The organism is Streptomyces sp. NPDC002004 (assembly GCF_053593975.1).
This window is the reverse complement of sequence record NZ_JBSFDP010000024.1, coordinates 15,110-37,015: the sequence shown is the minus strand read 5'-3', so window position 1 is coordinate 37,015 and position 21,906 is coordinate 15,110. Positions and strand designations below refer to the sequence as shown.

The window sequence follows — 21,906 nt, the reverse complement described above, 5'->3', positions numbered from 1 at the left end:
CACACCGTCGACGCCTACCTCCGTCGTATCCGCGCCAAGCTCAACATCAACAGCACGGCCGAGCTCACCCGCCTGGCCATCTCCCTCGGCCTGTGAGCGATGCCGGATCACTGAATCAGTTCGGTATCTGCCGAAGTGTTGGGTCATGATGGGGGAGTGACAGACTCATCCGCCCCCGCCGCACGCCTCGCCGCCTTCGCCTGTGCCCTGGCCGACGAAACCCGGGCCGCCATCTGCCTGGCCCTGCTCGAGGGGCGCGCGTGGAGCACCGGCGAACTGGCCCGGATCACCGGCGTGGCACCGTCCACCGTGAGCGGGCACCTGGCCCGCCTGTTGGATGCGGGGATCTGCGTCGCCGAGCGGCAGGGGCGCCACAGCTACGTACGGATCGCCGACGCGGAGACGGCTCGCCTCGCCGACGCGCTCGCCGCGCATGCCGTCCCCGGCCGGGATGCGGCGCACGCGGTGCCGGTCGTCGCCGCGCCCGATCCGCTCGCCCGCGCGCGGACCTGCTACGACCACCTTGCCGGGCGGCTCGGTATGGCGGTCACGGACGCCATGGCGGAGCGCGGACTGCTGCTCACGGACGGGGTCTTCGAGCTGACCGATGCGGGGCGGGAGTGGTGTACGGATGCGGGCGTCGACCTGGCCTACGAGGGGCGCCGGCCGATCGCGAGCTCGTGCCTGGACTGGACCGAACGCCGCCGCCATCTCGGCGGCGTGGCCGCTGCGCGGCTGTGCGCACTCGCGCTGCGTCGTGAGTGGGTGGTGCGGGGCGAGGACGACGGGCGTGCACTGCGGGTGACCGAAGCCGGACAGCAGGCCCTGGGCGACCTTCTCGGACTCGCACCGGACGCGTGGCACTGATCTCCGGCGAATCTCCAGAGACACCGAACGACTTGAGGTGGCCTCGAGCGCCCTGGAGTGGCATGGACCGCCATGGAGGGGCACCGAGCGGCATCGAGTGGCGCCGGGCATCGTCGAGCGCGTTCGGATTCAACATTTCGGTAGACACCAAAATGTTTGTTCTCTAAGCTGCCGCCATGGGTTCCCGTCTCAGCTCACCCGGCGCCGCCACGGCCGGCGCCGCAGCCTTCTCCGTGGTCGCCTGGGCGTCCGCCTTCGTTTCCATCCGCAGCGCGGGGGCCGCCTACTCCCCGGGTGCGCTGGCGCTGGGCCGCTTGCTGACCGCCTCGCTGGTGCTGGTCGCCCTGGTGGCGGTACGGCGCGAAGGGCTGCCGGCCCGGGGCGCTCTCCGCGGCATCCTCGTCTCGGGGGTGGTCTGGTTCGGCGGCTACATGGTCGTCCTGAACTGGGGTGAGCGCCTGGTCGATGCGGGCACGGCGGCCCTCCTGGTGAACGTCGGGCCGGTACTGATGGCGTTGCTCGCGGCGCGGTTGCTCGGGGAAGTGCTGCCGCCGCGGCTGCTCGCCGGGATCGCGGTGTCGTTCGGCGGGGCGGTGGTGGTCGGTCTGTCGACCTCGTCCGGGCACGACGGCGACACCTCGGTGCTCGGGGTGCTGCTGTGCCTTCTCGCGGCGGTGGCGTACGCGGTCGGCGTGGTCGTTCAGAAGCCCGCGCTCGCGTACGGGACTCCGCTGCAGATCACCGCCTGCAGCTGCCTGGCCGGCACGGTTGCATGCCTGCCCTTCGCCGGGCAGCTGGCCGGCGAACTGCCGAAGGCCCCGCTGTCCGCCACGCTCAACATGCTCTACCTCGGTGTCGTGCCCACCGCTCTCGCCTTCACCACCTGGAGCTATGCGCTGGCCCGCACCCCTGCCGGGAGGATGGGTGCGACGACGTACGCCGTCCCGGCCATCGTGGTGGTGTTGAGCTGGGTGTTCCTGGACGAGGTCCCCGCCTGGCTGACCCTGGTCGGCGGTGCGCTGTGCCTGGCGGGCGTGGCCGTGTCCCGGTCCCGGCCCCGCCACCGGACGCCCGGCACCGCCGCCGCGCGTGGCGCCGAGAACGAGCCCGCCGACGCCACCCGCTGACCGCGGCGCGGTCCGGGACGTGGCCGCATGCACGGCCACGCAGACGAAGACGGTCACGCACCGCGTGCCGTGGCGCCGCGGCACCCAACTGTCCCGACCCGCGGTCATGATGGGGACGCCGCCCCCGGCTATGGTGATCGCCGACCAGGATCGATGCAGGTGTTCTTCGGGGGATGTTTCGTGGGCGTAGTGGTATTCAACGTGACCACAGCGGCGTTGATGGTGCTGATGTTCAAATGCGGGCTGGCGCTGGTCGGGGAGGACACGATCCGCCGGCGCCCGGTTCCGTGGGGGGCGGTGGCGCTCACCGCCGTGGCGGTCGGTGCGGTGGTGCTCCAGCTGAGCTGGTCCGGGGCGATGGACGCCCTGGACAGTGATCCGCGCAAGACGGGCTGGTGGCGCGTGGTGACGTCGGTGTTCATGCAGAACGGCGGGGTCTTCGGGGCCGTCTGGAACATCGTGACGCTCGCGGTGATCGCCGCGCTCGCGCAGTGGTTCTGGCGCGGCCCGCTCATGCTGGCGCTGTTCGCAGGAGGCATCCTGCTGCCCCAGCAGATCGACGCGCTGTTCGGTGATACCGCCCGCAGCACCGACCCGCGCAACTTCGCCGGCAGTTCCGGCGCGACGTACTTCCTGGCCGCCACCCTGGCGGCGGGTCTGGTGCTGAGCAGCACCGACACCAAGCAGCGGGTGCTGGCGGTGTGTGTGCCCGCGGCCGGGCTCGCGATGTGGCTGGCCCAGGAGAACGGGCACGGCCTCGTGGCCGTCTACGGATTCGCCCTCGGCGCCGTGGCCCTGCCGGTCGCCCGCATGCTGCGACAGCGGCCCATGCCCGCCGTCGCCCTGCCGAAGGACGACGTCGGCGGCGCCTGAGCACCGCGGTGGCCCCGGACAGGACGCTCAAGTCCGAGGCCAGCGAGGCTTGTTCTCACCGGGGCTCCTTCCCCACCGAGTTCGTTCCCCGGCCGTCCGCGCCGTCGCAGTGGCTGTAGCGGTGCGAAGTCGAATCCCCGCGTCCGGGCCAACGGGAACCGAACGCGGTCCACACTGTGTCGCGACAGGAGTAGAACCGACCGCACCGCCGATGGCCGGGCGAACAGCCCGGTCCCCGGCCGCGGCATTTCCGGGGGGATGGCACCGTGAACACTGGTATGCGTCGCAGATGCGCGGCGTTCGGCATCGTGGCCGCTCTGGCGGCGGGCAGCCTGGGCGCGTCGACGTCCAGCGCATCGGCAGGCAGCGGGGGCATCGACACCGCGGCCACCGAGGGGAAGCTCGTCGGTGTGGCCGCGGGCTCCACATCGATCGAGCAGGTCAACCCCGACGGCACCGGCCGCGGCGGGTTCGGTGTCAGCGGAGCCGATCCGTCGTGGGCGCCGGACGGCAGCAGGCTCGCCTATGTCGACGGCGGGAAGGTGTGGACGGCGCGGTACGACGGCGGCGGGCGCAGACAGATCGCCTTCCCCAAGGGGAGCGACAACTGGTACGCGGCCGGCCCGACGTACGTCAACCTCGGCCAGTTCGTGGTCTTCCAGGCATACGGCCGGCTTCGGGTGGCTCCCTCGGACGGCTCCCATGTCACCGACTCGCTCATCCCGGCCGACGAGGACGGCTGCGACTCCCAGCCCAGCGGCGCGTTCCTGACCGAGGACATCGCCTTCGTCCGAAGCGGACCCGACTGCGGCCACACGTCCACCCCGTCCCTGTGGATCTGGCACCGGGGAGAGGGGACCCAGACCGAGCTCCTCTCCGACGCCCGGACCCCGGCGATCTCGCCGGACGGCGCCACCGTCGCGTTCGTCCGGACGGTCTCCGGTCATGCGCAGGTCTTCACGGTGCACAGCGACGGCACGGGGCTGAAGCAGATCACCACCTCCCCGCAGGAGCACGAACAGCCCACCTGGTCGCCCAACGGGGACAGGATCGTCTACGTCGGCCCGGGAGACGGCACCGGCACCGCGCTCCACACCGTGGACCCCGCCACGAGCGCGGACTCCGTCCTGCCCAACACGGCGGGGCTGACCCGTCCCACCTGGCAGCCGCTGCGCAGGAACAGCACCGGCCGGGTGTGGGGAGCAGACGTCTACAGCACCAACGTCGCCGCGTCCAAGTGGACGTACAACAGCGTCGGCGATCCGTCCGGCCCGCTGGAGAACGCCAAGGCGGCCGTCCTGGTCAGCAAGGACAGCCCGTCCTACGCACTGACCGCGCCGGCGCTCGCCGCCGACCAGTGGGGGCCGGTGCTGATGACGTCGCCGAGCACGCTGTCGGCGTCGGTGCAGAGTGAGCTCAAGCGCACGCTGAAGCCGGGTGCGCCCGTCTACCTCGTCGGCAGCACGTCCATCCTGAGCAGCGCCGTCGCGTCCAAGGTGTCGTCGCTCGGTTTCACCCCCAAGCGGCTCTCGGGCACATCGCGCTTCTCCACGTCCGTGGCCGTGGCCAAGGCCATCACCAGCGACCCCGAGTACGTCTTCCTGGCGACGGGCAACGATTACCACTCCGCGCTCGCCGCCGCGTCTGCGGCGGGGATCCACGGGCCGGACAGCAGGGCCGTGGTCGTGCTGACCGACGGCAGCACGCTCACCTCCTCGGTGAAGTCGTACCTCAACGCCCTCAACCCCGGCCTGACCCGGATGATCACGGTCGGCAGCTCCGCCAAGAACGCGCTCACCGGCACCACGTTCCCCGACTGGCCGACGCACTACGACTACACCGCGATCCTCGGCAGCGGCGACGAGGGCGTCGCGGTCGCGCTGGCCAAGTACTGGTGGGACCCGGCGTTCGGAGCGGCGCTGGTCGACACCGGCAACTGGCGCGACGGGGTCAGTGCCGCCTCGGCGATGCACCACTACGGGCCGATCCTGTGGGCCGGCCCCGCAACCCTGCCCGCCGCCACCAAGGGCTACTTGACCGACGGCTCGGCCGCCATCCACAACGTCGTGGCGTTCGGTGGCACCGGATCGGTGTCGTCCGGAGCGCTGGACTCGGCGGGCGCCGCGGTCAGCGCGGGTGCCGACTGGTTCACGTACACCTCGTACTACGACGGCGCGATTCCGTTCGCACGCGGGCGCCGGCGGTAGACCCGACCGGTCGTGACGCGGGCGGTGGCCGTTGGGCCCCGCGTCGTCGGACGCCCCGGGAACATGTCCGGGCCCCGGTGGCGCGGGTCCGCGCGGTCCACGCCGATCCCGTGGTGTACCGGCAGGATCGGCGGGTGTGCGCGTACCGGTGGACATGCGTCGCCGGGTGTGCGGGCACCCGCACTGCCATGGGATTTTTCAAGCGATGCGAAGACACACTCGAAGGATGGGAGACCGGGCTCGCCCGCTGGGTGCGGGGCCGCGATCCCGTCGAACTGTTCGATGCACTGCGTCGTCACTGCGACGAGCACGCCGTTGTGTGCAGCCCGGGACGCACCCTGGTTCCCAACGCCTACCGGATCGAACTCGCCGCCGGTGTCCACGCCCGGCTGGGGCACGTGGACCAGGAGGTCTGCCTGGAGTTGACCGACGTGCTGGCGCAGCACGGCGCACGACGCGGATACGAGTGGGCGGGTCCGCTCACCGTCTGCGTTACGGAGGCCGCGGGCGCGCTCGTGCGGCGCTACCGGATCTCCAGCGAGGCCCTGTCCCACATCCCCGCCGCAGGCCTGGCGCCGATGTAGGCGCCGTTGCCTGCGCCCCGGCATCGCCGACGGGAAGCGGGAATCGGCAATCGGGAGGTCGGAAGCGTCACTTCCCCGAGCCGAGGGGCCGGTGCGCTCGGATGGTCCGGAGCCGCGGTGGCCGCGGGCCGGCGCGTCCTCGGATGCGGAGACGACCGCGACGGCGCCCCACTGTCGAGTTCCGAGAACACCGGGTCGGCGTGTCGGCCCGCGACGAGCGCTGATGGGCGGGACGGACATGATCCTTGCACGACACAAGAGTTCGATCTCGCGGTGGTGTCGCGGTGCTGCGAGACTCCGCCGACCCGCTCCGAAGCCATGACCTACCGTGACGTCACGGGGCCGCTCGCCGTGGCGCCGGACCCGGATTCGGCCGACGGCGATCAGGAGGGTCGATCAGACGGGGAACGTCCGATCGACGCAGGCGTGCGGCCGAGCAGGCTCCGGGCGGTGCGTGTGAAATGGGGTTGGTCGGCGAAGCCCGCGACGGCTGCGGCCGAAGCCGCGGACTGGCGCGGCAGCTCGGCGACGGCCACCCGCAGCCGGGCCCATTGCCGCAACCGTGTGAGCGGGACGCCGACCGAGGCGTGAACGAGCGCGCGCAACCATGTCGGTGAGAGCCCGACGTCGGTGGCGACGGAGCTGATGGGAGCGTCGGAGCCGGCCCGTGTACATTCCTGCACCGCGTGGGCCACCCGGGGATCGACGGGGCGGCCCGCTCCGGTGAGGGCGAGGAGTTCGGCGCGTGCCGCGGCCAGGTCGCTGTCCGTCCCGGGGCCGAGGCCGCCGGTACCGGCATACCCCACAGCGGCGAGGAGGCGCCGGGTGGCATCGTCCCCGAGCCGTGCCAGGCCCAGACCGGGGTCCAGCACCCAGGGGTCGAGGAAGAGGGCCACATAGCCGCAGGACACGGCGCAGGTGTGGGCCAGCTGCGGGGGCACAATGAGTCCGGCCGCCGCGACCGTACGGCCTGTGCCGTATCCGACCTCGACATGGCCGCCGAGGGGCAGCACGACCTTCCACGCCGGGTGGTGATGGAGGGTGACGTCAAACGGGCCGGACTCGGCGAACAACGTCGCGTCGGGACCGGATGCGAAGTGGAGTCGGCGATCGCTTCGTTCAAGCGTCCACGCGCGGGTTGGGACCACGATCACGTTCATGAATGCTACCGCGGCCATCGCACTGGCGGTCTTTCTGATCGCCGTGGGGATCGGGCACTTCCTGTTCCCCGGATACTTCCGCACTCTGGTGCCGTCCTGGCTGGGCCGGGCCCCACTCCTCGTCGGCGCGAGCGGGACGGCGGAGATCGTCGTCGGAGCCGCGATCCTGACACCGGCAGGCCGGGCGGCCGGCGGCTGGGCCGCGGCCGCACTGATCACCGGCTACCTGGTCTGCCATCTGGACGCCCTGTGGCGGGCATCCGGTGATCGGCCAGGCCTGCTGGAACGTCCCGTCGGCGCGACGGTCCGGCTGGCGGTCAACCTCGTCTACATCGGCTGGGCGGTCGCGGTTGCACGGGCGGCCGCCTGAGAGGCTCGGGCGGCGTTCCGATGTGCAATGCAACTCGGCCCCGCTCGGTCCGCCGGGCTCTCAGCACAGGTTCGATCAAGTCCCAGCGGGCATCGGCCAGTGGCCTGCCGGACGGTCGGCTGTTTCACGAGCGACCACCTATGAAACGCGGGCGCTGCGCCTGGCCGCGCTCGGCGTCGGGTCACCACTGGGCGATGAGTGGCGTGTCCGGTTCGTGCTGTCGCCAGGCTTCGGTGAGGCGGACGAGACGGGTGGGGGCGGCGATGCCGCGCACGGTTGCGATCTTGCCATTGGTGATGTCGAACGTCACGGTGCCGATGACCTGGTCGCCGACCACGAAGAGGATGGCGGGGGCGCCGTTGACGAGCGCGTAGTGGACGGCGGGCGTGCCGCCGGCAAGCCGCCGTTTCGCGGGTGTGGGTTTGAAGCCGGCCCGGGCGACGGCGGCGATGCGCTGCGCAGTGTCGAACTGCAGCAGCCTCTTGGTCAGGCCGGCGCCGTCGGAGATCGCGGTTGCGTCGTCGGTGAGCAGCGCCACCAGCCGTTCGGTGCGGCCCGAGGAGGCGGCGGCGAGGAATTCCTCGACGATCCTGCGGGCGGATGCCGGGTCGACTCCGTCTCCGCCGCGGCGGCGTGCGGCGGTGATGCGGCGCCGGGCCCGGTGGAGGTGCTGCTGGCTTGCGGACTCGGTGATGTCGAGGATCTGGCCGATCTCGGCGTGGCCGTAGGAGAACGCTTCGCGCAGGACGTAGACGGTCCGCTCGAGGGGTGACAGGCGCTCCATGAGAGTCAGCACGGCCAGCGAGACCGATTCGCGCTGCGCGAAAGTGTCGGCCGGGCCGAGCATCGGGTCGCCGTCGAGGAGCGGTTCGGGCAGCCAGGCGCCGACGGTGCGTTCGCGGCGGGCTTGTGCCGAGCGGAGCCGGTCGAGGCACAGGTTGGTGACGACCTTGGTCAGCCATGCTTCCGGCACCTTGATCCGCTGCCGGTCGGCGGCCTGCCAGTGCAGGAACGCGTCCTGCACGGCGTCTTCGGCGTCGGTGGCGGAGCCCAGCAGCCGGTACGCCAGCGAGGCCAGCCGGTTGCGGCTGGCCTCGAACCGGCTGGTGTCGAAGCGATCAGTGGCGGTGCTGTCCACGCGGATCACCCTAGGCGGACGCCGGTCGGCGACGCGACCGCGTTCTCGGCGGGCGCATCCGGTGCGGCGGCCAGGCGACGCTTGTGCTTGGGCAGGCCGAACGTCGGGTGCGAGGTGGCCCACAGTGACATCTTGAGAATGCCCGCCTTGATCCGCGCGGCCTTCCGACCGCCCACATACTTCGGCTTTGCCTGCCCTTCGTCATCGACCATCTGCAGGATCCCGTCCCGCCGCCCGAGGCTGATGTGGTTGCCCAGGTACTCCAACTTGGTGTTCGGGATCTCGCGGCCGGTCAGGCGTGCCACGATCGCGGCCGTGGCCTGCATGCCGGTGTAGCCGGCCGAAGCGCAGGACATCGGCAACGGCCGTCCGTTGTCGCCGATGGCGTAGACGCTGTCGCCGGCGGCGTAGACGTTCGGGTGCGAGACCGACTGCATGGTGCGATCGACGACGATCCGGCCGTTCTCGGTGACCTCCAGCCGGCCGGCGGCGGCGATGGGGCTGACCGCGAACCCGGCCGTCCACACGGTTGCGTCGGATGCCAGGGCGGTGCCGTCGGCGCACAGCACCCGCGTCGCTTCGACGGCTTCGACGATGGTGCGCTCCAAGACGGTGATGCCCAGCCGGTCGCAGGCCTGGCGCAGGTGGCTGCGGGCTCCGGCGGAGAGCTGGGCACCCAACTCGCCGCGGGCGACCAGCACCACCGACAGGCCGGGCCGTGATTCGGCGATCTCGGTGGCGGTCTCGATGCCGGTCAACCCGTCGCCGACGACCAGTACACTCCCGCCTTCACCCCGCCTGCCCAGGCTGTCAAGGCGCTCGCGCAGGCGCAGCGCCGAGGGCCGGCCGGTCACGTCGAAGGCGTGCTCGGTCACGCCGGGGACGCCGTGGTCGGCGATCTGGCTGCCGAGCGCGTAGAGAAGGGTGTCGTAGCCGAGCTCGCCGCAACCGTCGGCGTCGGCCACGGCGACGACTTGGCGCTCGGGGTCGACGGCGGTGACACGGGCCACGCGCAGCCGTACCCCCGTGCCCGCGAAGACATCGGCGAGCTGTGGAGCCTCGATCTCCTGGCCGGCCGCGAGCTGGTGCAGCCGCAGCCGCTGGACGAAGTCCGGCTCGGCGTTGACCACAGTGATCTCGGTGTCCGCCGGGGACAGCCGGCGGGCCAGGGTCCCGGCCATGTAGGACCCGGCATAGCCGGCACCGAGGACGACGATGCGGTGCTTCATGTCTCGCTCCTGTCGGTTCGCTTGTTCCCGGTGACTTGAGCGGAACAGCGACCCGATTGCTGACAGGAACCGCATGTGGCATGGGTCACAGAGCGGCAGGAGCATCGCCCGACGATGCGCGGCGACGCCGAGGTGGCGAAGATGTAGGCCGAGCACAGGCTCGACCTCTACCTGCCGGCACAGCGGCTCTCACTGACGGCGGGGCCACTGCGGCTGCTCGACGGGGACTTTCCCGACCGGGCGTGCATGGCGGGCATCGCCGAGTACAACCTGAAGAAGGCGCTGGAACTGGTCCGCGCCTGAACGCTCCCGGCGGCCCGCCTTTCACTACGGCCCGGGACCGGAACCACCCGCGCCGCACCGCTCGCCGGGCCTGGATCGACCACGACGGTGAACTCCCGACAAACTGAGTATCTGTACGGATAGTCGTGTGCCGCGGTCGGTGAGCAGGATGACGGCGTGACCAAGTCCCATGATGCGGCGAGTGCACCCGAGCGGGGCACAGCCATCGCGCTTCTCGTGTTCACGGCGGTGCTCCTCCTGCCCTTGGCGGGCGCGTGGTATTACCTCGCCCGCGAACCGCTCCACTACAACAGCGGCACCGGCTTTCGAGCGAGCCGCGAGACCGTCATGTGGTTCGCGCACGCAGCGATGCTGATCGTCGTCGTGCCCTGCGCCGGAGCCGGCCTGGCATGGACCGCCGGCGCGGCACTGCGGCGTCGCCGTGCCGTCTGGGCGGCGACGGGCGCACTCATCGGCACCGTGGGACTGTGGATCGCGGGCATCGTCGCCTTCGGCGAAGCCTTCAGCAACTCCTCGTTCGACTTCTGACACACCCTCGAACATCCCCAGGTTCAGCGGGCTCCGGCGCGAGCGGTGCCGCTGCGGCTGCGCGCCGGGTGCTGTGACACCTGTCATGTCCGTTGAGTGATCGTTTTCTCTGGCGCGGAAATCCCGCCGATCGCGATGATGGGCCGCGTGGACGGGGCGTGGTGCCCTGAGGACGTGGGACGGGGGTCGGCGATGTCGCCGCATGGGATCGAGTTGTACGCGAGTGCCGCCGTGGTGGTCGGTGCGGGGCTGCGGACGCTGGTGCTGTTCGGCCCGGCGAGCGGTCCAGCCGGCGGCACGGCGGGCAGGGGCCCCCGGCAGAACGACGTGTTGGCTGCCGTCCGTGGCGCCTGGGCGCAGCGGCCCTGGGGTACTGCCGTGCTCTTCGCCCTGATGGCGGTCATGGCCGTGGTCCAGTACGCGGTGCCCGGCGTGGTGGACGACCTGATGCGCCGCCCCGGTGCACTGACGGACGGGCAGTGGTGGCGCGCCGGGACCGCACTGCTGGTGCAGTCCTCGGGGATCATGCAGATCGCGGTCAACCTGTCGGCTCTGCTCGTGGTCGGCGCGATCGCCGAGTCCGTCTTCGGGTGGTGGCGGACCCTGGCCGTCTTCCTCGTCGGCGGTGTCGCGGCCCATGTGGTCAGCCTTGCGGGCTGGTCGCTGTACGGCGGCGGCGACTCCGTCGCCATCTGCGGCTTGCTGGGTGCCCTGGCCGTCACCGCCCTGCTCCGCAGGGACGCTCTGGGCCTGACCTTCCGGAGCATCTGGTACGTGCTGCTCATTCCCGCGGCCGGCCTGTTCCTGTGTCTGCTGCGCAACAACCACGGTGCGGGCCTGGTGGCGGGCTGCCTGTGCGGACTTCTCCTGGTCGGGACGGAGGTCCGGCTCCCGAGGCCGGCCGCCGTGTGACGCGGAATTCCGGCGCGCCCGGGAGCGGCCCGGCGCTGAGCGGTCGTACGCGCCGTCGAGGGGCTGGATGCCTGCCACGCATCCGAGGCGCCCCGACGGACATCGCCCGCGTACTGGATGTACGCGGGCGATGCGACAGCGCGGCCTGGGGTACCTCCCACGTCCTTGAGGCAGTGGGGGAGCACACCGGACGTCGCGCGCCGGTGAACCCTTCCGGTCACAGCACTAGCTCTGCGGAACGTCCTTGACGAACACGATCCCGTCGCTGGCCGCCAGGTGGGCCGGGTCAAGCGGGGCGTAGCCGAACCAGGGGGATACGCGAGGTGCCGGCCGCGTGTCGCCGAGGGCGGTGGCCAGCCGCGGGGCGTCGATGACGCAGCGGTCCTGGGGGAGCGTGTACAGGAGTCCTTCGACGGTGTCCGGCGGGGGCGTGTCCACTCCCTGGTGCCGGATCGTGCCGAGGGCCGTTGCCACGAAGGCGTACTCCTCTCCGAGCCGGGCGCTCACCAGCGAACCGGCGCTCCACCACTCCAGCGGCTTCCCGCCCATCCGCATCGTGCTCTTCTCCCGCTGGAGATGACCGTTGTGGGCGTGGACGAGTGCCGGGCCCCGAGCGGCGATGGCCAGGAGGTTGCGGGACATCATCTGGTCGCGCACACCCACCAGCCGGGTCATGCGGGCCGGTGATGTGTCAGCCATCCAGTGGTGGTAGCGCAGCAGGCCGGTGGCGGTGCGTCCGTACAGGCGCGCCCGCTCCCAGTCGTCCCGCGAGGTCGCCGCGAGCAGGTGCGGCGTCTGCTCGTCGAGCAGCGCCACCAGATCGTCGGCGAGCAGCCGCAGTTGACCGGCCTCGGCCGACCGCCCCACGGACTGTGCCGGGTCCATCATCGCGGCGGGGTTGGTCCACCGGTCGTCGGTGCCGAGCAGGCGGTCGAGTGTTTCCGCGGTGCAGGGGAGGAGGTCCGCGTCCACCCGGGCCGAGAGACAGCCGTGGAGTGCGGTGAGGGCCTGCCGAGGGCTCGCGGCGCCGGTGATCTCCAACGGGCCGTCGAATCCGGCGAAGCGGAGCCGCTCGGACGCAGGCCGGCCCTCGTTGAAGTCGCGCATCCAGCGCACGAGTTCGCGGTTGGCCTCGGAGGTGCCCCAGCCGTGGCTGAATCCGTGCTCCATGACCTCGTCGAGGGTGCCCGTGCCCGAGGTGACGTGGTCGTCCACGACCAGGCCCATCATGCAGTCGCTCTCGATCGCGATCGTCCGGAAGCCCTCCTGCTCGACGAGCTGCCGGAAGAGACCGTTGCGCAGGTCGAGCAGAGCGTCCTCGCCGTGGGTGGGCTCGCCCAGGGCCAGCAGCCGGGGCCGGGCCGGGAGCAACTTCATGACGGCGGCAGCCTCGACGGCATGGGCGACGTCCTTGATGTCAGTAGCCATACCTTCAACGGTATCGTTGAACCTTCGGTGGAAACTTTTCCGAGATATCGTTCATCCCATGGGGAGAAACCTTCAAAACGGTGAGCGACTCAGGCCGGTTGACCTGGCGCGCGGGCACGGCCTGTCCACGCAGGCGATCAGGAACTACGAGGAGGCCGGCATCCTTCCGGCCGCCGGTCGCACACCCCACGGCTACCGCACCTATACCTCGCTGCATGCGGGGGCCCTGCGCGCGTTCGTTGCCCTGGTGCCCGGACACGGCCACCGGACGGCGACGTCGATCATGCGGGCCGTGAACCAGGGCGCGGTCGATGAAGCGTTCCGCCTCATCGACGAGAGCCACGCCCAACTCCTCGACGACCGGCAGACCCTCCAGGCCGTGGAGAGCGCCCTCCGCGACCTGGAGCCCATCACGGCGTCCGAACCCGGTGCGGGGTCCGAGCCGGCCGCTGTGTCCGGGCCCGGCCGCACGTTCATCGGGCCGCTGGCAGGGAAGCTCGGAATCCGGCCCGCGACGCTGCGCAAATGGGAGCGCGCCGGGCTGGTGCGGCCGCGCCGCGACCCGCTGACCGGGTACCGCGTCTACGACGAGGCCGATGTACGGGACGCCCGGCTGGCTCACCAGCTCAGGCGGGGCGGCTACCTGCTGGAGCAGATCGCTCCGCTGATCGCCCAGGTCCGGGCGGCCGGCGGGCTGGAGCCACTGGAGGGCGCACTGTGCGACTGGCACAGCCGGCTGTCCGCCCGCGGACGGGCGATGCTGACCGGGGCCGCCGAGTTGGAGGCGTACCTCCGTAGGCGCGGATGAGACTCCACGGCCAAGGGCGGTGGACCGGACCGTCCCGGCACGCCCGCGGCCGTCGATGCGGCGTCGGCGACCGATGCGAGCCGCGCAGGGTGTGCTGTCGCGGGCCGCACCAGGGTGATCTCACCGCCACCCACGGCGGGTCTCCCGGACGGCTCACCGGAGCGTGAACCAGGTGTCGTCGCCCACCACCGGCCCCGAATCGGCCCGCCGTGTCAGCGGGCCGGGGAGAGCCCGACGAGCGGCTTCATGCGGCCTGGCCGGCTCTGGGGCGGGATCTCCACTCCCGGCGCAGGATGAAGGTCCGTATGACAGCGAGGGCGAGGAACGCGAGACCGACGGCGGCTCTTTGCCACCCTCCGACCACGGTGAACCAGTAGAGGCCGAGGCCGGCGAAGAAGAGGCTGACGGCGATGAGCAGAGGCTCGCGGATCCAGAACGGGAGAGCGCGGAGAATCACATTGATCAACATCCGGTCAGTGGATCAGCCGTGCGGCCTTCACGCAGTGGCGGAAGCCACAGCTCCGCTCGCACACCGCCATCCGGCGCAGAACTTCCGTGCGTCTTCCACTCCGGGCGGCTTTGCCGAGGGCGCCAATTCGTTCCGCACGCTCGGCCCATCCGTCGTGCCCCGTCTTCCATAAAAGAACTTTGCAGGGCACTCAACAATTCCTTATGGGGACGAGTGCATGCCTCGTGTGGCCACCGTCTCCATGGCGGATGGAACCGAATCCCGCCGCAACCCGTCCGCGCGAAGACGAACCCCGTTGCACGGCCAGCGGTTTGGCGCAAGTGCATTCCGAATGATGAGATATCCTTTGGGTTCGGACGCCGCAGTTCACCACGGACGTCCCCGAAGCACATCGTCACTGGCAGGTTCCTCCGCCGTATCGGAGCGGCCAGATTCCATCGAACACCCCGTCGGCCTTTCCTGTTTGCCGACGGTTCACCAAGCATGCCTTCGAGCAGGATTTGATGCCCGTTCAATCTCTCGCGGAGCTCATACGCTTCGCGCGCCACAATTCGCCTTTCTACCAGGAGCTCTACGCTCACCTCCCCGACCGTGTGGAGCGCCTCACCGACCTTCCGGTGGTGCCCCAGACGGATTTCTGGCGCGCCAACTCGCCCCGGGACAACAGACTGCTGACAGCGCCACTCGACGAAGCGGTCGTCTTCCGCAGCGGCGGCACCACGGGCTCCCCGAAGTTCTCCTGCTACACCCGCACCGAATGGCGGGAGTTCACCACGGCGTTCGGATCGGGACTCGTCACGGCCGGACTGCGGCCGGGACACCGGGTGGCCGACCTGTTCTACGCGGGTGACCTCTACGCCAGTTTCAGCTTCATCCTCGACTCACTGCACCGCAGCCCCGTGGCCAATGTGCGGCTGCCCATCGGCGGCGCCGCACCGTGGGAATCCACCGCGGCCACCCTGGAGGAGTTCCGGGTGCAGGTCGTCGCCGGAACCCCGACCACGCTGTGCGCCCTCGCCGAGCGGCTCACCTCGGCCGGTCGCACCCTGCCGGACGTGGAGTTGCTGTTCTTCGGCGGCGAGTGCCTGTTCGGCGACCAACTTCCGCTGCTCAAGGTCGCGTTCCCGCACGCCGAGGCGCGTTCCCTGGGCTATGCGAGTGTGGACGCCGGACTGCTCGGCGAAGCCGTGCCCGGCGACGACCCGAGGGTGCACCGCGCGTTCACCCCGCATACGGTGGTCGAGATCCTCGACGACGAGACCGACCGGCCCGTCGCCGAGGAGGGCGTGCCGGGCCGGCTGGTCGTCACCGACCTGCGCCGACGGCTGATGCCGGTTCTGCGCTACCCGGTGGGAGACCGGGCCGAGTGGGTGGACCGGGACGCGGGCGTCTTCCGCATCCTCGGCCGCGCCGAGGAGGGCGTACGGGTCGGTCCCGTCTCGCTGTACACGCAGGACGTGCACGACATCGTGACGGCCAGCGACGTGGCCGGTGAGGTGACCGGGCTGCAGCTCGTGGTGCGCCGCGAGGACGGCCGGGACGGTCTGGTGCTGCGGCTCGCGACGGGCGAACCGGCCGACCGGCACGCCTCCTTGGGCGAGTCCATCTCCAAGGCGGTCCTGGCGCAGCGCCCCTTCTACGAGAGCGCGACCGCCGCCGGGCACGTCAACCCCCTCGCCGTCGAATGGGTACGGCACCGGGAGCTGGCCGTCAACGCCCGCTCCGGCAAGCTGATCCGCGTCGTGGACGAACGGCCGCACTCATGAGCACATCGGTTCTCCGCGCGCGGCGTCTGCCCCTCGTACTGCGCAATCCCTCCTTCGGCGTGGTCTGGGGCGGTCAGCTCCTCACCCAGGCCGCGGGCAGGATGTTCCAGGTCGGCGCCGTGTGGTGGCTCATCGGCTTCGCGGGCGGCGCCCACCGCGGGCTCGACTCGGGCCTGTTCCTCATGGTGAGCACCCTGCCCGCGGTCGCACTCGCCCCCGTGGTCGCCCGCGTCATCGCCCGCTACGCCCACCGCACGGTGCTGACCGTGGCGGCGGCCGTGGCAGGTGTCGTCGCCGCGACCGCAGCCGTGTGGGCGTACACCGCGACTCTGCCCGTGGCCGCCGCCTACGCCGTGGGGCTGGCACTGGCCACCTGTCAGGCGGTCTTCGACCCGTGCCTGACGACGTCGGTGCCCGAGCTGGTCGAGGACTCCGACATCGAGGCGGCCACCGGGTTCGAGCTGTCCACCCAGTCGCTGGCCGGGCTCGGCGGCGGCCTGCTGGGCCCGCTGGCCGTCGACGCCGGCGGACTCACGGGCGTCGTCGCCGCCTGCGCGGGCGCGTACCTGCTGGCCGCCGTCCTGGTCGCCTCGGCCCGCTTCCCGCACGCCGTCGCGCCGCACGGCCCGCAGAGCGAAGCCACCCCCGCGCGGCGGACGCTGCGCCAGGTCCTGGCCGGTCTGCCGTTCATCCGCCGCGTCCTCGTCTGCTTCGCCGCAGCCAACGTCTTCACCACCGCCGTCTACGTCGTCATGCCGCTGTACACGCGGGGTGTGCTGCACTCCACCGGTTCGACCGTCGCCTCGCTGGAGGCTGCACTGGGCGCGGGCACGCTCGTGGGGTCGTTCACCGGGGGCCGCATTCCGGGCCGCCCGATCACCGTGGGCAGCGCGTGCCTGGCCGTGATGTCCGTGGCCCTGGGCCTGCCGGGCCTGCTCGCTGGTCACGCCGTGGCACTCGGCTCGCTCGCCGTCGTCGGCTGGTGCGTCGGTGTGATCGGCGTCCGTTTCGTAGCCCTGTTCCAGAGGCTGGTACCCGCCGACGACAAGCCCGGCTTCTTCGCGGTGATGCAGGCGCTGCTCGGCGCCACCTTCCCCGTCTCCTCGCTGGTCTTCGGGGCGCTCGGAGACCATCTGACCGCCCGCACGCTGTGTCTCGTGCAAGGAGCCGGTCTCGTCCCGGTCACGCTGGCGCTGTGGTGGCTCGGCAGCCGCGCGGACGGCGCCGAGCCGGAGCAGTCCGCGGCCCCGGCGCAGCCGGTCGTGCCGGCAGGGAACGCGTCATGACCGTCACCATCTCCCCGGCCGCGGTCCAGGACATCGCGGAACTGCGGCAGTTGTACTTCGACGTGTACGGGCACGGCTACCCGGTGCCGCTCGGCAGCGACCCCGCCGTGATGCTCCGGCTGATCACCGACGGCACCGCGCACTGGCTCACCGCCCGCACCCGACACGGCGACCTGGTCGGCTCCGCCGTCGTCCAGACCGACCCGGGCAGCCGCATCGGCAAGCTCGTCGGCCTCGCCGTGCACCCCGGCCACCGCGGCGGGGGACTGGCCTCCCGGCTGACCGGCGCGGTGTGCGACGAGGCGTTCGGCGCCGGGCACCTCGACTCCGTGTACGCCACCGTCCGTGTCGTCACCGAGGGCCCGCAGCACGTCGTCGTACGCAACGGCTTCCGGCCGCTCGGCCTGATGCCCAACGCGGTCGAGGTCGAAGGATGCGAGAGCCTGGCACTGTTCGCCCGCTACGCGGACGGCGTGCTGGAGCGCCGTGCCCCCGTGGCGCACGCACCCGAACGCCTCGCCCCGCTGCTGTCCGCGGCGGGCACGGGCATCGGCATCGACTACGCGGACACCGCACGCGTCACCACCCGCCCCGCGGTGCGTCCCGACAGGCGCACCGAGCCGATCGAGCTGATCCCCGCCCCGGCCTTCGTCCGACGGCGCTTCCTGGAACGCTTCCCCGACGCCACCGACCGCTTCTTCCCGCTGCACACGCCCAACGCGGTGCTGGTCGCCGCCGACGGCCGCTTCGAGGCGTACGCCGACCTCGACTCGGTCGCGGGCAGCTGCGCCCTGGTCGCCGTACACCCGCGTCCGGCGGCCGTGACCGGCGCGCTGGAGGCCTTGATGACGGCCGTCACCCGGGCCGGCGCGGACTACGCCGAGACGCTGCTCCCGCTCGCCGACACCGAGGCCCTGGAGGTCTTCCTGGCCTCGGGATTCGTGCCGAGCGCGGTCTACCCCGCGATGCGCCGCATCCACGACCGCTTCCACGACTACGTGGTGCTGTCCCGGACCAGCCGCCAGATCGACTTCAGGACGGCGGCCGTCAGCCCGCTGCTCCAGCCGTACCTGAGCGCCTACCTGAACGCCTGGACCTCCACCTACCTGCCCCTTCACGAGGTGTCCCGATGAACCCCCATCTCGCTCCCGTCGAGGTCCCCGACCCGGCGGCACTAGGACATGTGCAGCGGCTGTGCGACCTGACGTCGCCGTACGCGACCGGCACCGAGGCCGACGGACTGTTCGCCGCCGCCATGGCCGAGGCCCACGCCTGGCACGCGCAGCGCTCTCCCTTCTTCGCCTCCCTGCTCCAGGACCCGGCGGAGGTCCCCGCACCCACCGTCGGGAACGGGGTGCGCACCCCGCTGGTGCCCGCCGCGTTCTTCAAGCGCCACGAGGTGCTGTCGGTCCCCCGCGAGGAGGTGTTCCTGCACCTGACCTCCTCCGGGACCACCGGCCAGAAGTCGCAGATGTTCTTCGACGAGTGGACCATCCGCTCCGCCCAGCGCATGGTGGCCCGGATCTTCGACCACTACGGCTGGATCACCCCCGACCGACCGGTCAACTACCTGCTCTACAGCTACGAGCCCGCGCCGTCGCTGAAACTGGGCACCTCGTTCACCGACAACTACCTGTGCGACTTCGCCCCGGCCCGGCACACCACGCACGCGCTGCGGCACACCGGTTCGGGCCACGAGTTCGACGTGCACGGCTGCATCGCGGCACTCCAGCGCTACGCCGATGACGACGTCCCGGTGCGCATCCTCGGCTTCCCCGCCTTCCTGTACTTCACCCTTGAGCGGATGCGCGCCATGGGACTGCCGCCGCTGCGGCTGCCCGAGGGTTCGCTGGTGGTCCTGGGCGGCGGCTGGAAGGGCCATGCCGACCGGCAGATCGGCAAGGCGGAGTTCTACGCCGAGGTCACCGAACGCCTCGGCATCCCCGGTGACCGGGTCCGCGACACCTTCGGCTCCGTCGAGCACTGCGTGCCCTACGTCGAGTGCGAGCAGCACCGGCTGCACGTGCCGGTGTGGTCACGCGCCGCCGTCCGCGACACGGCGACGCTGCGCCCGCTGCCGTACGGGGAGCGCGGCTTCCTGCACCTGGTCAGTCCCTACATCACCTCCGTTCCGGCGCACAGCGTCGTGATGGGCGACCTCGCGTCGCTGCACCCTGGCGAGGAGTGCGGCTGCCCGCTGTCCACCGACTGGTTCACCGTGCACGGCCGTGCCGGGGTGAGCCGCAACCGCAGTTGCGCGGTCGCCGCCGCCGAACTCCTGAAGGGAATGTCGTGACCAACTCCGCACTCCACCTCTGGCAGGGCGAGTTCATCGACGACGCCGAGGCCGGCAGGCGGCTCGCCGGACTGCCCGAGCTGGCCGGGCGGGTCCTGTCGCGTCCGCTGCCCACCGACGTGGTGCTCGACACCTGCGCCGCGGTGAGCGCCGACCTGGCCGACCCAGGCTCCGTGCTGCACGGCCGTCTGGCGGCGCACCTGCCCGCGGACGAGGCCGCCGCCACCCTCGCCGAACTGGGCGCGGCACTGACCCGACAGGCCCTGGAACGCAAGCTTCGCCGGGAGCTCGGCGGCCTGCGCCCGGAGCGGCTGACCCGGCCGGACGCCCGCGAGACGGTGTACGAGTCCTGGGCGCCGGTCGGCCTGCTGGTGCACATCGCGCCCGGCAACGCCGCCGCCGTCGCACCGCTGAGCGTCGTCGAGGGACTGCTGGCCGGAAACCTCAACGCACTCAAGACCAGCAGCTCCGACACACCGCTCGCCCTCGACCTGCTCGCCGCGCTCGGCGCCGCCGACCCGACCGGGCTGATCGCCGAACGCATCGTGGCCCTGCGCTTCCCGTCGTCGCGCCGGGCATGGCTGGAGGCCCTGTGCGGGCAGGCCGACGCGATCGCCGCCTGGGGCGGCGAGGACGCCGTACGAGCGGTGAGCGACCTGGCGCCGCCCGGCTGCCGGGTCGTCGAATGGGGCCACCGGATCTCCTTCGCCTATCTGACCCGGGACGCGGCAGCCGACGACACCACCCTCGACGCGCTCGCCGAGGACGTCTGCCGCTTCGAGCAGCAGGCGTGCTCCAGCCCCCAGGTGGTCTATCTCGAAACCGAGGACACCGAGGAGCTCTTCGCGTTCGCGGAACGGTTCGCCGGGCGGCTCGCCGAGGTCTCCGACGTACGAGGCACGCCGCTGCCCGGCACGGCCGAACAGGCCGAGATCACGACCGTCGAGCAGCTCGCCCGGCTCGAACAGCACCTCGGCCTGACCCGGGTGATCGCCGCCGACGACGGCTCCTGGCGGGTGCTGGCGGACACACGTCCGGGGCTCGACGCCTCCCCGCTGCACCGCAGCGTGTGGGTCAAGCCGCTGCCCCGGCACGCGGTGACCGCGACGCTGCGGCCGATGCGCCGCTATCTGCAGACCGCCGCGATCGGCGGCAGCCGTGCGGACGTCGCCCGGCTGTCGCGAGCGGTGTTCGCCGCCGGCGTCACCCGGGTCACTCCGGTCGGCTCCATGCTGGAGAGCTACGAGGGCGAACCGCACGACGGCGTCTACGCGTTGCAGCGCTACAGCCGGCGCGTGAGCGTGCGCGCTTCGGACCCGGCGTTCCGCACGGTGGCCTGTCCGGACGACCTGGTGGCGCCGCCGGTATTGCCCCCGTCGCCGCACGCGCCGCTGCTCGGCAAGGAAGGTGTGCAGCGGGCGCTCGCGACGCTGGATCCGCAGTACGCGCACCTGTACTTCCGCAGCGGCGGTTCCACCGGCACGCCCGCACTGTCCGTGTTCACCTGCGACGACTACGACAACCAGATGCGCGCCGCCGCGGACGGGCTGCTCGCCGCCGGATTCGACCCGGCCCGCGACCGGGCGGCAAACCTCTTCTACTGCGGCGGCATGTACGGGAGCTTCATCAGCTTCTTCTCCATCCTGGAGCGCCTGAACGCCACCCAGATCCCGATGGCCGCGGGACCCGACCACGCCGTGGTCGCCGACGCGCTCGTCACCCACCGGGCGGACACCGTCTTCGGCATGCCGTCCTACCTGTGGCAGCTGTTCCACGCGGAAGCGGACCGGTTGCGCGACTACGGCGGCATCCGCACGGTGTTCTACGGCGGCGAGCACTTCACTGCGGAACAACGCCGCGTGCTGACCGAGGAGTTCGGCGTGGAGGTGATCCGTTCGGCCGCGTACGGCAGCACGGACCTGGGACCGCTCGGTTACCAGTGCGCCGCGTCGCAGGGATCGGTCCACCATGTGCTGACCGATCTGCACACGCTGGAGATCCTCGACCCGCACGAGGACCGGCCGGTGTCGCCGGGCGAACCGGGCCGGCTGGTGTTCAGCACGCGGGCGCGTGCCGGGCAGCGGCTGGAGCGCTACGAGATCGGCGACCTGGGCCGCGCGGTCGAGGGCGTCTGCGCCTGCGGCAGCCGTGTGCCGCGCCTCGAACTGCTCGGGCGCTACGGCGACGTCGTACGCGTCGGCACGTACTTCTTCAACTACCGGCGCTTCGTGAAGGCGGCTCAGGAGCGGCTGGGTTACCACGGCGAGGTACAGCTGCTGGTCGCCTCGCACTCCGGCAGCGAACGGCTGACGGTCCGCCTCGACGAGCAGTACGCGCCCGATTCCACCGCCGCGCGGGACGCCTTCGTCGCCGAAGTGGCGGAGCTGGCCCCGGCGGAGGCGGAAGGACTGCTGGCGTTCGCCGTGGAGACGCGTCCGATGGCCGCGTTCGAACGCACCGCGACCAGCGGAAAGCTGCGCACGGTGGTCGACCTGCGCTAGGGCCTGTCGGCAGGGAATCCCGGACAGGTGGCGAGGCGGTACGTGGATGTCGTC

Annotated in this window: 19 protein-coding genes and 1 pseudogene; 15 read left to right on the top strand and 5 right to left on the bottom strand. The window is 71.5% G+C overall.

Annotated elements, in window-relative coordinates:
• Positions 1–156: 156 nt before the first annotated feature.
• From ACWCP6_RS27160 to ACWCP6_RS27140, 5 genes are all read left to right on the top strand, one after another.
• Positions 157–867, top strand: a complete 711-nt coding sequence (locus tag ACWCP6_RS27160) for an ArsR/SmtB family transcription factor (protein ID WP_450935193.1) — start codon at positions 157–159, stop codon at positions 865–867.
• A 176-nt stretch (positions 868–1,043) separates the two neighbouring features.
• Positions 1,044–1,994 (top strand): DMT family transporter, encoded by a 951-nt coding sequence (locus tag ACWCP6_RS27155; RefSeq protein ID WP_450935192.1) that lies wholly within the window; start codon positions 1,044–1,046, stop codon positions 1,992–1,994.
• Positions 1,995–2,174: 180 nt separating this feature from the next.
• Positions 2,175–2,867 carry a hypothetical protein gene (locus tag ACWCP6_RS27150; protein WP_450935191.1) on the top strand — a complete coding sequence of 231 codons (693 nt, stop codon included), beginning with the start codon at positions 2,175–2,177 and terminating at the stop codon, positions 2,865–2,867.
• A gap of 266 nt (positions 2,868–3,133) precedes the next feature.
• The gene (locus tag ACWCP6_RS27145) at positions 3,134–5,074 is read left to right on the top strand and encodes a cell wall-binding repeat-containing protein (RefSeq protein ID WP_450935190.1); all 1,941 of its coding nucleotides are present in this window, start codon (positions 3,134–3,136) and stop codon (positions 5,072–5,074) included.
• A 188-nt stretch (positions 5,075–5,262) separates the two neighbouring features.
• Positions 5,263–5,658 carry an FhaA domain-containing protein gene (locus ACWCP6_RS27140; protein WP_450935189.1) on the top strand — a complete coding sequence of 132 codons (396 nt, stop codon included), beginning with the start codon at positions 5,263–5,265 and terminating at the stop codon, positions 5,656–5,658.
• Positions 5,659–6,041: 383 nt separating this feature from the next.
• Here ACWCP6_RS27140 and ACWCP6_RS27135 read toward each other — a convergent pair whose 3' ends face one another.
• Positions 6,042–6,812: a helix-turn-helix domain-containing protein gene (locus ACWCP6_RS27135; protein ID WP_450935188.1), complete on the bottom strand. Its 771-nt coding sequence runs from the start codon at positions 6,810–6,812 to the stop codon at positions 6,042–6,044.
• 4 nt (positions 6,813–6,816) lie between these two features.
• On the opposite strand from ACWCP6_RS27135, the gene ACWCP6_RS27130 reads away from it, so the two are divergent.
• Positions 6,817–7,188 (top strand): hypothetical protein, encoded by a 372-nt coding sequence (locus ACWCP6_RS27130; protein WP_450935187.1) that lies wholly within the window; start codon positions 6,817–6,819, stop codon positions 7,186–7,188.
• A gap of 181 nt (positions 7,189–7,369) precedes the next feature.
• On the opposite strand, the gene ACWCP6_RS27125 is transcribed toward ACWCP6_RS27130, so the two are convergent.
• Together ACWCP6_RS27125 and ACWCP6_RS27120 are read right to left on the bottom strand one after the other, a co-directional pair.
• On the bottom strand, positions 7,370–8,326 hold the full coding sequence (locus ACWCP6_RS27125; RefSeq protein WP_450935186.1) for a sigma-70 family RNA polymerase sigma factor: 957 nt from the start codon (positions 8,324–8,326) through the stop codon (positions 7,370–7,372).
• A 5-nt stretch (positions 8,327–8,331) separates the two neighbouring features.
• Positions 8,332–9,555, bottom strand: coding sequence for an NAD(P)/FAD-dependent oxidoreductase (locus tag ACWCP6_RS27120; RefSeq protein ID WP_450935185.1), 1,224 nt, complete (start codon positions 9,553–9,555; stop codon positions 8,332–8,334).
• A gap of 150 nt (positions 9,556–9,705) precedes the next feature.
• Here ACWCP6_RS27120 and ACWCP6_RS27115 point away from each other — a divergent pair.
• From ACWCP6_RS27115 to ACWCP6_RS27105, 3 genes and pseudogenes are all read left to right on the top strand, one after another.
• Positions 9,706–9,858: pseudogene (locus ACWCP6_RS27115) on the top strand (aminoglycoside phosphotransferase family protein); the annotation flags it as partial.
• A gap of 156 nt (positions 9,859–10,014) precedes the next feature.
• Positions 10,015–10,386 (top strand): hypothetical protein, encoded by a 372-nt coding sequence (locus ACWCP6_RS27110; RefSeq protein ID WP_450935184.1) that lies wholly within the window; start codon positions 10,015–10,017, stop codon positions 10,384–10,386.
• 192 nt (positions 10,387–10,578) lie between these two features.
• Positions 10,579–11,298: a rhomboid family intramembrane serine protease gene (locus tag ACWCP6_RS27105; RefSeq protein WP_450935183.1), complete on the top strand. Its 720-nt coding sequence runs from the start codon at positions 10,579–10,581 to the stop codon at positions 11,296–11,298.
• Between the two features lie 225 nt (positions 11,299–11,523).
• Here the strand turns inward: ACWCP6_RS27105 and ACWCP6_RS27100 are convergent, their stop codons facing one another.
• Positions 11,524–12,726 carry an erythromycin esterase family protein gene (locus ACWCP6_RS27100; RefSeq protein ID WP_450935182.1) on the bottom strand — a complete coding sequence of 401 codons (1,203 nt, stop codon included), beginning with the start codon at positions 12,724–12,726 and terminating at the stop codon, positions 11,524–11,526.
• A 58-nt stretch (positions 12,727–12,784) separates the two neighbouring features.
• Between ACWCP6_RS27100 and ACWCP6_RS27095 the strand changes: the two genes are divergently transcribed.
• Positions 12,785–13,534 (top strand): TioE family transcriptional regulator, encoded by a 750-nt coding sequence (locus ACWCP6_RS27095; RefSeq protein ID WP_450935181.1) that lies wholly within the window; start codon positions 12,785–12,787, stop codon positions 13,532–13,534.
• Positions 13,535–13,778: 244 nt separating this feature from the next.
• On the opposite strand, the gene ACWCP6_RS27090 is transcribed toward ACWCP6_RS27095, so the two are convergent.
• Positions 13,779–13,991, bottom strand: coding sequence for a hypothetical protein (locus ACWCP6_RS27090; RefSeq protein ID WP_450935180.1), 213 nt, complete (start codon positions 13,989–13,991; stop codon positions 13,779–13,781).
• 515 nt (positions 13,992–14,506) lie between these two features.
• On the opposite strand from ACWCP6_RS27090, the gene ACWCP6_RS27085 reads away from it, so the two are divergent.
• The 5 genes from ACWCP6_RS27085 to ACWCP6_RS27065 are packed head-to-tail and all read left to right on the top strand — an operon-like array spanning position 14,507 to position 21,852.
• Positions 14,507–15,769 (top strand): phenylacetate--CoA ligase family protein, encoded by a 1,263-nt coding sequence (locus tag ACWCP6_RS27085; protein WP_450935179.1) that lies wholly within the window; start codon positions 14,507–14,509, stop codon positions 15,767–15,769.
• Entirely contained in the window at positions 15,766–17,055 is a 1,290-nt protein-coding gene (locus ACWCP6_RS27080; protein ID WP_450935178.1) for an MFS transporter, read from the top strand. Before ACWCP6_RS27085 ends, ACWCP6_RS27080 begins: the two co-directional genes overlap by 4 nt.
• The gene (locus tag ACWCP6_RS27075) at positions 17,052–18,188 is read left to right on the top strand and encodes a GNAT family N-acetyltransferase (protein WP_450935177.1); all 1,137 of its coding nucleotides are present in this window, start codon (positions 17,052–17,054) and stop codon (positions 18,186–18,188) included. The genes ACWCP6_RS27080 and ACWCP6_RS27075 overlap by 4 nt, the downstream gene beginning before the upstream one ends.
• Positions 18,185–19,351, top strand: a complete 1,167-nt coding sequence (locus ACWCP6_RS27070; protein ID WP_450935176.1) for a LuxE/PaaK family acyltransferase — start codon at positions 18,185–18,187, stop codon at positions 19,349–19,351. The genes ACWCP6_RS27075 and ACWCP6_RS27070 overlap by 4 nt, the downstream gene beginning before the upstream one ends.
• Positions 19,348–21,852 (top strand): acyl-CoA reductase, encoded by a 2,505-nt coding sequence (locus tag ACWCP6_RS27065; protein ID WP_450935175.1) that lies wholly within the window; start codon positions 19,348–19,350, stop codon positions 21,850–21,852. The genes ACWCP6_RS27070 and ACWCP6_RS27065 overlap by 4 nt, the downstream gene beginning before the upstream one ends.
• Positions 21,853–21,906: the final 54 nt, after the last annotated feature.

Coding starts and splice junctions, on each gene's coding strand:
- ACWCP6_RS27085 (WP_450935179.1), top strand. CDS start 14,507: ATGCCCGTTCAATCTCTCGCGGAGCTCATACGCTTCGCGCGCCACAAT.
- ACWCP6_RS27155 (WP_450935192.1), top strand. CDS start 1,044: ATGGGTTCCCGTCTCAGCTCACCCGGCGCCGCCACGGCCGGCGCCGCA.
- ACWCP6_RS27100 (WP_450935182.1), bottom strand. CDS start 12,726: ATGGCTACTGACATCAAGGACGTCGCCCATGCCGTCGAGGCTGCCGCC.
- ACWCP6_RS27120 (WP_450935185.1), bottom strand. CDS start 9,555: ATGAAGCACCGCATCGTCGTCCTCGGTGCCGGCTATGCCGGGTCCTAC.
- ACWCP6_RS27070 (WP_450935176.1), top strand. CDS start 18,185: ATGAACCCCCATCTCGCTCCCGTCGAGGTCCCCGACCCGGCGGCACTA.
- ACWCP6_RS27105 (WP_450935183.1), top strand. CDS start 10,579: ATGTCGCCGCATGGGATCGAGTTGTACGCGAGTGCCGCCGTGGTGGTC.
- ACWCP6_RS27130 (WP_450935187.1), top strand. CDS start 6,817: ATGAATGCTACCGCGGCCATCGCACTGGCGGTCTTTCTGATCGCCGTG.
- ACWCP6_RS27080 (WP_450935178.1), top strand. CDS start 15,766: ATGAGCACATCGGTTCTCCGCGCGCGGCGTCTGCCCCTCGTACTGCGC.
- ACWCP6_RS27095 (WP_450935181.1), top strand. CDS start 12,785: ATGGGGAGAAACCTTCAAAACGGTGAGCGACTCAGGCCGGTTGACCTG.
- ACWCP6_RS27075 (WP_450935177.1), top strand. CDS start 17,052: ATGACCGTCACCATCTCCCCGGCCGCGGTCCAGGACATCGCGGAACTG.
- ACWCP6_RS27140 (WP_450935189.1), top strand. CDS start 5,263: ATGGGATTTTTCAAGCGATGCGAAGACACACTCGAAGGATGGGAGACC.